The sequence below is a fragment of the Aquabacterium sp. genome (assembly GCF_041909175.1).
Lineage (GTDB): Bacteria > Pseudomonadota > Gammaproteobacteria > Burkholderiales > Burkholderiaceae_C > Aquabacterium.
Genome location: NZ_JAYRDZ010000007.1, coordinates 193,308 through 206,017, shown reverse-complemented (window position 1 = coordinate 206,017; position 12,710 = coordinate 193,308). Strand labels below are relative to the sequence as shown.

At 60.4% G+C, this 12,710-nt stretch carries 8 protein-coding genes and 1 other annotated feature; of the genes, 3 read left to right on the top strand and 5 right to left on the bottom strand.

The window, feature by feature from the left end:
- Positions 1-1,175, top strand: a protein-coding gene (locus ACE3PH_RS12295) for an IS3 family transposase (RefSeq protein WP_374319363.1) whose coding sequence is annotated in 2 segments (ribosomal slippage) — positions 1-238 and positions 238-1,175 — 1,176 coding nt annotated over the 2 segments. Because the reading frame shifts where the segments join, the coding sequence is not laid out codon by codon here. This gene is flagged as partial in the annotation.
- Positions 228-344, top strand: a sequence feature (AL1L pseudoknot). Its footprint overlaps the gene before it by 117 nt.
- A gap of 350 nt (positions 1,176-1,525) precedes the next feature.
- Here the strand turns inward: ACE3PH_RS12295 and ACE3PH_RS12290 are convergent.
- The 5 genes from ACE3PH_RS12290 to ACE3PH_RS12270 form a co-directional block, all read right to left on the bottom strand.
- Positions 1,526-2,623, bottom strand: coding sequence for a porin (locus tag ACE3PH_RS12290; RefSeq protein ID WP_374319361.1), 1,098 nt, complete (start codon positions 2,621-2,623; stop codon positions 1,526-1,528).
- Between the two features lie 263 nt (positions 2,624-2,886).
- On the bottom strand, positions 2,887-3,933 hold the full coding sequence (locus ACE3PH_RS12285) for a porin (protein ID WP_374319359.1): 1,047 nt from the start codon (positions 3,931-3,933) through the stop codon (positions 2,887-2,889).
- A 376-nt stretch (positions 3,934-4,309) separates the two neighbouring features.
- Entirely contained in the window at positions 4,310-5,278 is a 969-nt protein-coding gene (locus tag ACE3PH_RS12280; RefSeq protein WP_374319357.1) for a porin, read from the bottom strand.
- A gap of 186 nt (positions 5,279-5,464) precedes the next feature.
- A complete protein-coding gene (gene recQ / locus ACE3PH_RS12275; RefSeq protein ID WP_374319355.1) occupies positions 5,465-7,330 on the bottom strand; it encodes a DNA helicase RecQ in 1,866 nt (621 codons plus the stop codon).
- Positions 7,327-8,079, bottom strand: coding sequence for a class II glutamine amidotransferase (locus tag ACE3PH_RS12270; protein WP_374319353.1), 753 nt, complete (start codon positions 8,077-8,079; stop codon positions 7,327-7,329). The genes recQ and ACE3PH_RS12270 overlap by 4 nt, the downstream gene beginning before the upstream one ends.
- 140 nt (positions 8,080-8,219) lie before the next feature.
- On the opposite strand from ACE3PH_RS12270, the gene ssb reads away from it, so the two are divergent.
- A complete protein-coding gene (gene ssb, locus ACE3PH_RS12265) occupies positions 8,220-8,738 on the top strand; it encodes a single-stranded DNA-binding protein (protein ID WP_374319351.1) in 519 nt (172 codons plus the stop codon).
- Between the two features lie 127 nt (positions 8,739-8,865).
- Positions 8,866-12,600, top strand: coding sequence for an AAA family ATPase (locus ACE3PH_RS12260; RefSeq protein WP_374319348.1), 3,735 nt, complete (start codon positions 8,866-8,868; stop codon positions 12,598-12,600).
- Positions 12,601-12,710: the final 110 nt, after the last annotated feature.

Genomic DNA, 12,710 nt, shown 5'->3' with positions numbered 1-12,710 from the left:
ATGGTGCTGGAGCACCGCTCAGAGCACCCGTCGCAATGGGCGACCATCGAATCGATTGCCGAGAAGATTGGCTGCGTGCCGCAAACCCTGCACACCTGGGTGCGCCAGCACGAGGTGGATGCCGGTCAACGTGACGGTGTCACCACCGCAGATGCTCAACGCATCAAAGATCTGGAGCGAGAGAACCGTGAACTGCGCAAGGCCAATGAGATCCTGAAGCTGGCCAGCGCGTTTTTCGCCCAGGCGGAGCTCGACCGCCGCATCAAGTCCTGAAGGCCTTCGTCGACCAGCACCGCAAGCAATTTGGGGTCGAGTCGATCTGCCGCGTCTTGCAGATTGCCCCATCCGCGTACTGGCTTCATGCCGCACGTCAGCGGCAGCCAGGCTTGCGCTCGCTGCGAGGCCAGCGCGATGCGGTGCTGGTGCCGCAGATCCAACGTGTGTGGCACGCCAACTTGCAGGTCTATGGCGCCGACAAAGTCTGGCTGCAGCTCAATCGGGAAGGTGTCACCGTGGCGCGATGCACCGTCGAGCGGTTGATGCGCCAGCAAGGTCTGCAAGGCGTGCGCCGAGGCAAGGCACAGCGCACCACCATGGCTGATCCGAAGGTGCCGTGCCCGCTTGATCGCGTCAACCGTCAGTTCCGCGCTGAGCGGCCAAATCAGCTATGGGTCTCGGACTTCACCTATGTCTCGACCTGGCAGGGCTGGGCCTATGTGGCCTTCGTCATTGATGTGTTCAGCCGTCGCATCGTGGGTTGGCGCCAGAGCAGTTCCATGCACACAGACTTCGTGCTCGACGCACTGGAGCAGGCCCTGTACGACCGCAAGCCTTCCGAGGGCGATGGTCTGATTCATCATTCCGACAGGGGCTCGCAATACCTCTCGATTCGCTACAGCGAACGGCTGGCCGAGGCCGGAATCGAGCCCTCAGTGGGCTCCAAGGGCGACAGTTATGACAACGCCTTGGCCGAGACCATCAACGGCTTGTACAAGGCCGAGGTGATCCATCGTCGTGGCCCGTGGAAGACCAAGCAGGCGGTCGAGCTCGCAACGCTGGAATGGGTCTCTTGGTTCAACCACCATCGATTGATGGGGCCACTGGGCAATGTCCCGCCCGCAGAGTTCGAGGCAAACTACCACCAACAACGCGCTGGTCAGGCCGTGACCGCCTGACTTAAACCAACTGGCCTCCGCAAAACCCGGGGCGCTTCATGGGCCAAGCCAGTCGACGTCATAAGGGCAGCCACAGCCACCCAGCTCTTCTTCATAAACATGGCTTCCATCCTCTCTGATGATTGGGCACAACGTGCAGCAATGCGTGTTCACGCGGAAATCGCGCGATGCATTTTGAGCCTGGATGGCCTGTGTGGCCACCCGCTGCTGTCCCCTATTTATGGTTCACGCCAGGATGGAGCAGCCCTTTAGCGGCAGCCCGTCAACACAAGAAAATGAGCACACATAACGGAATTTAAAAACAAAAAGCGCCCCGAAGGGCGCTTCTACTTCACATCCAGAGGACTGGATCAGAAGTTGTGCTTGATACCAACGGCGAAGGTTTGGCCGGAATCAGCACCGGTACCAGCGTCGTTCTTGAAGCCGGCATACACGTCCGTGCGCTTCGACAGCTTGTGGTCGTAGCCCAGCGAGAAGATCTTGTGCTTGAACGAGCCGTCGATAGCGTCAGCGGTGTACTTGCCTTCACCATAGGAAGCCAGCACAGCACCGGCTTCCGAAACGGGCACCACCACGCCAATTTCATAGGCCTTCAGGGTCAGATCAGAAGTACCGGCGGTTGCGGTAATGCCGTCGGTGGTCTTCACTTGCGTGAATTGGCCCAGCAGCTTGACCACACCCAGGTCATACGATGCACCAACACCCCAGACCTTTTGCTTGGCCAGGTAGTAGTTGTTGTCGTCACCGCTTTGAGCGTAGGTCAGCATGGCGCTCAGAGGACCTGCGTTGTAGCCGGCCGACAGGGTGTAGTTGTCACGAGCGTTGCCACTAGCCGTGGTTTCCTTGGGAGCGTACTGAGCACTGACAGTGAAACCGGCAAAGTTGGGGGATTCGTAAGTCAGCGAATTTTGCCAACCAGTGTCAAAACCTGTACCCAACTGGATAGACGTCACACCTTGGGTGGCCAGATACACACCGGTATCTCGGTTGCCATAGTTGTCGCTGTACAGGAAGTGCATGGTCGGGCTGAAGGCCATCGACGAACCGAAGGCGCTGTACATCCAGCCTTGGGTAAAGAAGGCGTTGTCATATTGACCAACGATCACGCGACCGAAGTTACCACCCACGGCCACCCACGAAGCACGGCTCCAGAAGTCGCCGTTGATATTGCCGGAAGCCTTGCCGGTGTCAACGTCAATGAAGCTTTCCAGAGCGAACTCGGCCTTCAGGCCGCCACCCAGCTCTTCGGATCCGCCGAAGCCGATGTAGCTGGTCATCATGGCGCCACTTTGAACGGCGGTCACGCGAGAGTCCGTGCCCTTGGCATGCAGAGACTCGAACGAGCCGAAGGACATGTCGACGGTGCCGTAGGCCTTCACGTCAGCTTGAGCAGCGCCGGCCAGAGCCAGCAGGGCGGCGGCAGCCACCAGGTTCTTCTTCGCAAACATTAAAAGTTCTCCTAGTGAGAGAGGGATGAAACTTCTGGGTCAACAGGCTGCTTGCTCGTTAACCCATGCGATGCATTGTGGGTCGGAATTTCTCCGACGAACACTGCAAGCAAGTTCCATGACCACTTGCGAGGGGGTGAATACCTGATTTTCGTTGTCAGACTACAACGACGTTACATTTATGACCAATATTTCCGGACACTCGGGCACAAAAAAGCGCCCCGAAGGGCGCTTCTCAAGCTGATTCAGGCCGAAGCCCGAAATCAGAAGGCGTGGCGCAGACCCACAGCGTAGGTAGTGCCAGATTCGCTGTTGTCAGCCTTGAAGTTGGCGTACACCAAGCCAGCATAGACACCAGTGCGCTTGCTCAGGCTGTGGTCATAAGCCAGCGAGAACTCGCGAGCACGCAGGTCATCCAGCTTGTTTTCACCAAACGAAGCCAGCACCACGTCGTTGGCAGTCACAGGAACCGACACGCCCAGTTGGTAGAACTTGGCCTTGTTGTCCCAGTTGTCATCAGCCTTGGCTTGACCGTATTGAGCGAAAGCCTTGGCCACGCCGAAGTCGTAGCTGGCGCCCAATTGCCATTGATAACCGTATTGACCCTTCAGGCCAATGTTGGACAGCAGAGACACGTTGTCGGTGTAGGTCAGGCCAACAGCCAGAGGACCTGCCACATAGTTCAGTTGAACTGCGTAGATGTCGTCAGCGTCTTCAGTCGTGGAAGCACCCAGGGCATCAACCTTCTTGGCAGCTTCAGCAGCGGAGTACTGCACAGCGCCGCTGAAACCGTAGTAGCTCGGCGACACGTAGGTCAGAGCGTTCTTGCGGAAGTTTTCGTCCTGGAACAGGTTTTGCGACACATTCAGCATACCGGTCACAGGGAACGGGTTGAAGGTGGCGTTGGCCAAGTAGTTCAGAGCAAGCGAGTTACCGGCAGTCAGCGTACCGTAGGTACCAGCCAGACCGACTTCACTGGTGCGGGTCCAGAAGTTGGAGGTGGTGGAACCCGTGTCCAGACCCACAACGCTTTCCAGCTTGAAGATAGCCTTCAGACCACCACCCAGGTCTTCCTGACCCTTGAAGCCGATGAAGCTGCCAGCTTCGATGCCGGATTCCACCTTGGTGGTGCTGTCACCCTTGGCAACAGCCCCGGTAGGCAGGCCATCAACGCCCAACGCGAACGACGGAGCCTTGAAGCTGCCAACACCAACATCCAGATTGCCGTACACCGACACGGAAGATTGAGCTTGAGCGGCCACGGCAGCCAGCAGGGCAGCGGCAGCAACCAGAGTCTTCTTTGCAAACATTTGATTCTCCTGATTAACAGTACAAGTCGATGCCCGAATATCGGAGCAACTCAACTCTAGGTGCTATTGTGGTGCGCAATGCTTTCAGGTGGTGCAAATGATGCAATTAAACAACACAAATCACACCACCACATTGTGACAAGCTGATGGAACGCAGATGTCAACACTGCCTTACCAATATTTTCGGACGGCACACTTGGTTTCATACCAACCGTTACGCACCACATTGATGCACTCAGGGTACTGACTGTAGCGCGATTTCACGCTGCCCCGCTGGGTTTACCTTGGGAAACCAGACAGTCACAGTCAACAAAAAAGGCAGCCCGTGGGCTGCCTTGAGGTGCAATCAACAGGGCCTGTGACTGGCCGCGCGTGATCAGAATGCGTGACGCAGACCCACAGCATAGGTGGTGCCGCTGTCGCTGCTGCCTGCCTTCGCGTGGTCGTACAAAGCACCGGCGTAAACACCTGTGCGCTTGCTCAGGCTGTAGTCATAAGCGGCGCTGAATTGACGCAGACGGATGCTGTCGTACTTACCTTCGCCATACGAAGCGAGCACTGCACTGTTGGCCGTCACAGGGACGGCCACACCCAGTTGGTAGACCTTGTAGGTCACGGGCGCACCGTCGTATTTGGCTTGCGCATACTGACCAAAAGCCTTGGCCACGCCGAAGTCGTAGCTCGCGCCCACTTGCCAGGCCTTCTTGCTGTCGAAATCGGTGTAGGTGCCGCCGACGGACAGCTTGCCCACGGCGTAGTTGGCTTGCAATGCATAGGTGTCGTCGGTGCCAGTGGTCGACTCGGCAGCGCCATATTGGGCAGCCACGGTGAACCCACCCAGGTTAGGCGACGTGTAGGTGACGGCGTTAGAGCGGAAAGCTTCGTCAACAGCAACACGATAGCTGCCGACACCTACGCTATGACCAAACAGGTTCTCCGACACGTTCAGCGCGCCGGTCACCGGGAAGGGGTTGTAAGTGGCGTTGGCCAGGAAGTTCAGCGACAAGGAATTACCGGCCGTGACGGTACCGAAACCACCCGTCAGGCCCACTTCGCTGGTGCGGGTCCACATGTTGGTGGTGGTAGCGCCCGTGTCCATGCCAATGACGCTTTCAAGCTTGAAGATGGCCTTCAGACCACCGCCCAGGTCTTCCTGACCCTTGAAACCGATGAAGCTGCCAGCTTCGATGCCGGACTCGACACGGGTCACGCGATCACCAAACGCGGACTCGAAGCTGCCGAAGGCAACGTCCAGATTACCGTAGATATTGAGGCTCGATTGAGCCTGAGCGCCCATCACGGACAGCAGGGCGGCAACAGCCACCAGAGACTTCTTGGCAAACATGAGAAAACTCCTCGTATACAACAACACACATGGCCGCACGCGTACGTAACGCGTTGGCAACGCGGGGCGGTTTGTGGTTCATTGCTGCAGAGGGGCAAAAGGAGTCGATGTGATGCCGCAACACTTCCTCGTGTTTTTTGCCGGGCATTTGACGACACACAAGCTCGCCATGCCAATTGTCAAAAATCAGTCTGAAGCGTCGTTCAGGATTTCCAGCAGTTCGGCGCCGTAGGCCTCCAACTTCTTGGCTCCGACGCCAGCGATGCTGGAGAGATCACCCAGGGTCTGGGGCGCGATTCGCGCCATTTCGGCCAGCGTGGCATCGTGGAACACTTGGTAGGCTGGTCGGTTGTGCGCCTTGGCCACCGCGGCCCGCCAGGCACGCAGGTCATGAAACCGCTGCAGTGCCAGCCCGTCCAGGCCCTCGGGTGCGCCGCCAGCGCCGGAGATTCGCCGGGGAGTTGACGAGGATTTGGGCTCGGCGGGCTCGCGAAGCACCAGGCTGACCTCGCCCTTGAGCACGCCCCTTGCGCTGGGTGAGAGGCCCAGGGTGCTGAACTCGCCTTCGACCACCACATGGCCCAGCGCGATGAGCTGGCGCAACACCGCCCGCCACTGCTGCTCGCTCAGCGATGCCCCAATGCCGAAAGTAGAGAGCTGTTCGTGGCCATATTGCGCCACCTTCTCCGTGTGCTTGCCCCGCAGAACGTCAATCAGGTGGCCGGCACCAAAGCGCTGCTGCCCCTGCTGCCAGAAGCGGTAAATGCAGCTGAGCATCATGCGGGCGGCTTCGGTGCCGTCCCAGGTGCGCGGCGGGTGCAGGCAGTTGTCGCAGTTGCCGCAGGGCTGGCTCGCCTCACCGAAATAGGCCAGCAAGCGCACCCGGCGGCAGTCATGCGCTTCGGCCAGCGCCAGCAAGGCGTCCAGTTTGCTGCGCTGGATGCGCTTGAACTCGTCGCTGGCGGCGCCTTCATCAATCATGCGGCGCTGGTTGACCACGTCGGCCAGGCCATAGGTGAGCCAGGCATCGGCTGCCCCCCCATCACGCCCGGCACGGCCCGTTTCCTGGTAGTAGCCTTCGATGTTCTTGGGCAGATCCAGGTGGGCCACAAAGCGCACGTCCGGTTTGTCGATGCCCATGCCGAAGGCGATCGTGGCCACCATCACCAGACCGTCTTCCCGCAGAAAGCGGTCCTGGTTGCGTTTGCGAACACTGGCGTCCAGCCCAGCGTGATACGGCAAGGCGGCAATGCCCTGCTCCACCAGCCATTCGGCGGTGTCTTCAACCTTCTTGCGGCTCTGGCAATAGACGATGCCAGCGTCCCCTTCGTGCTCGTTGCGGATGAAGCGCAGCAGTTGCGCCCGCGGGTTAGCCTTTTCCACCAGCGTGTAGCGGATGTTGGGTCGATCGAAGCTGCTGATGAAGACGCGCGCATCCTGCAGGCGCAGCCGCTCGATCATGTCCGCACGGGTATGGCTGTCAGCCGTGGCCGTCAGGGCCAGCCGGGGCACATCGGGAAAGCGCTCGTGCAGCATGCTGAGCTGCAGATAGTCTTCGCGGAAATCATGGCCCCACTGGCTGACGCAGTGGGCTTCATCGATGGCGAAGAGGCTCAGCAGCCCCCTGTCGTGGAGGCTTGCCAGTTGCGCCTGAAACCGCAGGTTGGTCACCCGCTCCGGGGCGGCATACAACATCACCAGACGGCCCGACATCATCTCGCGCTCGATGCGCTGGGCTTCCTCCAGCGTGCAGGTGCTGTTCAGAAAGGCAGCATGCACCCCCAGCTCTTCGAGCGCACCGACCTGATCCTGCATGAGGGCTATCAACGGAGACACCACGATGGTGACCCCCCTGCCCGCACGATGCCGCGCGATGGCCGGCACCTGGTAACACAGGCTCTTCCCGCCGCCGGTGGGCATCAGCACGAGGGCATCGCCCCCGTCGATCACATGGCGGACGATGTCTTCCTGCTGTCCGCGAAAGGCACCGTAGCCAAAAACCTCCAGCAGGATGTCGCGCGGATTGACCGAGTCCTGAGCAACCGGGGTCACAGAGGTGCCCCATTGACGCAGGCCATCACCCTGCCCGGCTCGAAGGCGGTCCAGGGCTCATCGACAGTCAGCGGCTCCGTTGCGATCACGCAGACCCGGTCTTTTTCGCCAGCGAGCTCGGCGAAATTGAGCTGCATGTCCTCGTCTTGCAGGCGCGCCACGCCAAATGGGCTCTGTCGAACCAGGTAGTGCAGACGCGTGTTGGCATGGGCCCAGAGGGCATCGCCCTGGCTCAGCATGAAATTGAAGGTGCCGTGACAAGACAGTTGCGGCACCAATTCCTGCAGGGTCTCGGTGAGCGCCTCCACCGTGGGCATGCAGGCGTGGTGCTTGGCCAGTTCCTGCAATAGCCAGCAAAAAGCACGCTCACTGTCGGTGTCTCCCACGGGGTGGAAGGCTGCATGCAAACGGGGTGCGAAATCTTTCAGATTTCCGTTATGTGCAAAAACCCAATAGCGGCCCCAGAGCTCCCGCACAAAGGGGTGGCAGTTTTCCAGGGCGACGTGCCCCTGGGTGGCCTTGCGGATGTGTGCGATGACGTTGCGGCTCTTGATGGGATAGCGCTTGACCAGTTCAGCGACCGGCGACACACTGGCAGCCACGTGGTCGACGAACAGACGCACCCCTCTCTCTTCGAAAAAGGCAATGCCGAAGCCGTCCCCGTGCTCGCTTGAGCGCGTGGCAAAGCCGGTGAAGCTGAAGACGATGTCGGTGGGCGTGTTGCAGTTCATGCCCAACAGTTGGCACATGGGGTAAGGCTCCTCGGGCGCCAATGCTAACGCCTCGGGAACCCCCTCGTCAGAGCGAGCGTCGGGAATGCGCCGTCTGGGCAATAATTCCCGCCATCTTTTCGATCTCTCTATCTATATCTAGCATCTGGAAACTGGCCATGGCCTCCATCAACAAAGTGATCATCATCGGCAACCTCGGCCGTGACCCCGAAGTGCGCTACACCCCGAATGGCGCGGCTGTCTGCAATGTGTCGCTGGCGACCACCCGCAACTGGAAGGACAAGAATTCCGGTGACCGCGTGGAAGAGACCGAATGGCACCGGGTGGTCTTCTATGACCGCCTGGCCGAGATCGCCGGCGAATACCTGAAAAAGGGCAGCCCCTGCTATGTGGAAGGTCGACTGAAGACCCGCAAATGGCAGGACAAGGACGGCAAGGACAACTACACCACCGAGATCGTCGCCGAACAAATGCAGTTGCTGGGCGGCCGTGAGGCGCGCGGTGGCAGTGGCGGTGGTTACGGCGGCGGCGCCCAGGGTGGCGACGACGGTTTCAGCCAGGAAGCGCCCAGCCGTCCGGCTGCTCGTCCGGCACCGGCATCGCGTCCATCCGCACCTGCCCCAGCGCCAAAATCGTCCACAGGCTTTGACGACATGGATGACGACATTCCGTTCTGATCTGCGTCACGGTCAACGCCACTGCGCTGCAAGCCCCGGGTGTACCTACTCGGGGCTTTTTGCTTTTGAGACAACAAACTGACGTACGCGTTACCATTTGGAAATTAGGCAGTTCAAATGGTGACAGATGGCTTCCCCCCCGCAGTTCTCCCTGACCCTCCTGGGCGGCTTTTCCCTGACGAGGGACGGTCAAGTCTGTCATCTGGCCTATGAAAAGGGGCGGGCTCTGCTGGCCTTTCTGGCCACCGAGCCGAATCGCAGCTGCTCACGGGCACGGCTGGCGCAACTGTTCTGGCCGCACCTGAGCCGCGACACGGCACTGACCAACCTGCGACAGGTCTTGCTGGACCTGCGCAAAGCGCTGGACACCGGGGACACTGAAACCTCACCGCTGCAGGTAGACCGACAGGCGGTTCGGCTGCTGTCCGGCGGGAACTTCCGAGTGGATGTGGCCGAAGCCTTGGGGGCCCCAGGCAGTTGCCCTGCATCACCCCACTCTGCCCAGTGCGCCCCCTGCCTTCACCAGATGGAAGAAGCGGCAGCACGGTACCGCGGCGAGTTTCTCGCCAGCTTTGCCTTGCCTGACTGCCCCGAGTTCGATGAGTGGCTGAGCACTCAGCGCGAAGCCTTGCACTTGTCGACACTGAATCGCCTGATCCGGCTTTCAGACTGCCTGGAGCGCATGGGCGATTTTGGCAAGGCCGCGCCCTTTGCATTGCGGGCACTGGAGTTGGAGCCCTGGAATGAACAGGTGTTGATCAGGGCCATGCGTCTGCTGATCCGCACAGGACAGGATACGGCCGCCCTGGCAGCCTATGACCGCTGTACACGCACGCTGCAGCGCGAGCTGGGCGTCCAGCCAACAACTGAAACCAGCTACCTGGCTGATCAGATTCGGCGAGGCGACATGGCACAAGCCCTGACAGCCAGCCCCCCAGTGCTACCAGCGGCCTCCCCGTCTGCCACATGGACACGCCGCCAGCTGACGGTGTTGTGCATGGAGCTTGTGCCGCCACAGTCTGGCGACATCGATCAACTGCACTTCCTGCTGACACAACCGCGGGCACGGTGTGCCGAGGTGATTCAGGCATACGGCGGGCACCTGGTGTCCGTGCATGGCCGGACACAGCTCGGATATTTTGGCTACCCACAGGCTTCTGAACACGCCGCCAGACAAGCGGTCCAGGCAGGCCTGGCACTGGTGCGCTCGCCGTTCGTAGATGTTCAAGTCAGGGTCGGCATACACACCAGCGAGGTCATCAGCGGGGGCGCCCCGGCTTCGCCGGATCTGACCGGCGAGCTGACAGAAACGGCGATGGGCCTTCGTCAACTGGCCAAACCAGGCAAAGTGCTCATCAGTGGACAAACCTTCAGACTGGTGAGCACGGCATTTGATTGCCCCAACCATGGCAAGGAGCTCCTGCCTGGATCCAATCAAACCATTGATACTTACCTCGTTCAGGATGAATCTCTTCTGGGTGTGCGGCTGGACACCTTCAGCCACACGCTGACACCGCTGACCGGACGCTCCGACGAAGTGGCGATCTTGCTGGCGTCGTGGCAATCGGTGCGTCGCGGCAAGCACCAGGCCATTCTGATCACGGGTGAGCCGGGCATCGGCAAGAGCCGCCTGCTGCTGCCGCTCAAAGAGGCCCTTGATCCTCACGCCAGCATCCTCATCGATCTCCGCTGCAGTCCCGAGAGCCAGCACTCGCCCTACTTCCCTTTGGTGACGTGGATTCAGCAGCGGCTGGGATTCTTGCGTGAAGACAGCAGCACTGTGCGTTTCCAAAAACTGGTTCGATACGTCAACGCGGCCTTCAACGACGGTGCGGCAGAGGCTATCCCCCTGCTGGCCAATCTGCTCGGTCTGCCACTGCACGCGCCTTACCTGGCGACTCAAGGCAGCCAGCCTATGCAACGGGAGCCATTGCGCCGCTTGCTACTGGAACGCCTGCGACTGCTGGCCAATCGGCATCCGCTTTTGTTGATCGTCGAGGACCTGCACTGGGCTGACCCCTCCACACTGGAGTTGATCGAGCAATTGCTGGCAGAAGCCGATGCACCGAGGGTGCTGGCCGTCTTCACAACCCGGCCTGAATTTGAGCCTGCCTGGCCGGCAGATGGCATCCGCCGTATCGTCTTGCCCGCGCTCGACGATACCCAGACTGGCATCCTGATACGCCATATCGCGCCGGACCTGGAGCAGGCCACCTTGCAGAAGGTCATCACGCGTTCAGACGGTATCCCGCTCTATGCCGAGGAACTCGCGCATCAGTTGGCACATGACAGCTCGGTTGATATCCCACCCACCCTGGAGGATCTGCTGATGTCTCGCCTGGATGGGCTGGGCGAAGCGCGCCCCGTCGCTCAGATGGCCGCCACCATTGGACGGGAGTTCGACCTGCCCCTGCTCGCCCATCTCTGCCAGCTGGATGACACCAGCCTGAGAAACCGCTTGAGCCGGCTTCAGGCTGCAGGGATGATTGCGGCGCTCCCTGACGAGCGCTTCCGATTCAGGCACGTGCTCTTCAGAGATTCAGCTTACCGATCGCAACCCCGCAGGGAACGGGAGGCCAGCCATCGAACCATCGCCCAGCAGCTTCAGAGTGGATCGGGTCAGAACACGCGCCCTGAAATACTGGCACAACATTGGGCGGCCAGCGGAGACCCTCGACAGGCTGTGAGGTGCTGGCTCCAAGCGGGGCAGTCAGCTTCAGCTCAGTCGGCAGGTCTGGAAGCCCTGCAACACTTCCGTGCCGGGCTGGCCCTCGTAACGGCCCTGCCTGATGACAGTGAACGCGCCCAACTGGAACTGGCGCTGTTCATCGGGCTGGGGGCCACTGCCTGCGCAACCCAAGGCTACGCCTCGCTGGAGGGGAGTGAAGCCTACGCTCGAGCCGTTGCATTGAGCGAGCGTCACCAGGACAACACAGACATGTTTCCGGGCTTCTGGGGGCTGTGGGCCAGTGCCAGTTCCCGCGTTGGCCATGGACATGCCTTGACCGTAGCGAGAAGACTGATCCGCACAGCCGAGCAGACCGGTAACCCCATTTACCTGCAACAGGCGCATTTCGCCACCGGCAACACCTTGTTCTGGCGGGGTGATTTCACTGCGGCAAGAAACCACCTGGAGCTCGCGCTGACGCTGTACCGGGAAGATCAGCACGCCAGACAAATCGCGCTGTTTGGTGAAGACGCCGGCATCACGGCACAGTCGTATCTGTCATGGGTGCACAGCGCACTGGGCCATCAGGAACCTGCCCGGCAGCACAGCGCTGCTGCAGTGAGTCTGGCCAGACGGTTAGGACACCCCTTCTCGCTGGGTTATGCCTTGACCTTCGAGGCGATTCTGGCATGCCAGCAAAAAGATCTGTCTCGCGCTGAACTCGTGGCGCAGGAGAGCCGACAACTGGCCCGGCGATATGGCTTTCCCTTGTGGGAGCTTGGCGCACAGGTGGTCCTGGGGTGGGTCGATGCCATGCACGGCAAACCTGAGGGTGCCGAAGCGATCCAAATGGCGCGCCAGGCTGCCAGCCAGACCATGAGCGGCATATCTGTACAGGTGCTGCTGCTGTTGGTCGAGGCGCAGTTGGCCCTTGGCCAGTACGCCCATGCCCAGACTACCGCAGCAGAGGCACTCGCACTGGGCAAGGTCATTGGTGACTTTCACGGCGAGCCCATCCTCCTGCGCATGCAAGGTCTGGCATTGCTTCGACGAGTGACACCCGATGAGCCTGGTGCGCAAGCTTGTTTCCGTCAGGCCCTGGCCATCGCCCGGCAACAAAACGCTCGGCAACTGGCCTGCGAGCTGGAGCGCGTCATGCAACCCCCCACACCCGCAGCCAGCACCACCCCCTGAAAGCAGGGGTCAGAAATGTGACATCCGTCACAAAACATACCTTTCTCACGGCACCATACCGGTAGCCATTCAACCCGGCCAGGCCGGGTGCAGTCATGTCTGCACAACAG

Bases quoted from the DNA above. Each gene is read 5' to 3' on its own strand.
- ACE3PH_RS12285 (WP_374319359.1), bottom strand. From the start codon at position 3,933: ATGTTTGCAAAGAAGACTCTGGTTGCTGCCGCTGCCCTGCTGGCTGCC.
- ACE3PH_RS12290 (WP_374319361.1), bottom strand. From the start codon at position 2,623: ATGTTTGCGAAGAAGAACCTGGTGGCTGCCGCCGCCCTGCTGGCTCTG.
- ssb (WP_374319351.1), top strand. From the start codon at position 8,220: ATGGCCTCCATCAACAAAGTGATCATCATCGGCAACCTCGGCCGTGAC.
- ACE3PH_RS12270 (WP_374319353.1), bottom strand. From the start codon at position 8,079: ATGTGCCAACTGTTGGGCATGAACTGCAACACGCCCACCGACATCGTC.
- ACE3PH_RS12280 (WP_374319357.1), bottom strand. From the start codon at position 5,278: ATGTTTGCCAAGAAGTCTCTGGTGGCTGTTGCCGCCCTGCTGTCCGTG.
- ACE3PH_RS12260 (WP_374319348.1), top strand. From the start codon at position 8,866: ATGGCTTCCCCCCCGCAGTTCTCCCTGACCCTCCTGGGCGGCTTTTCC.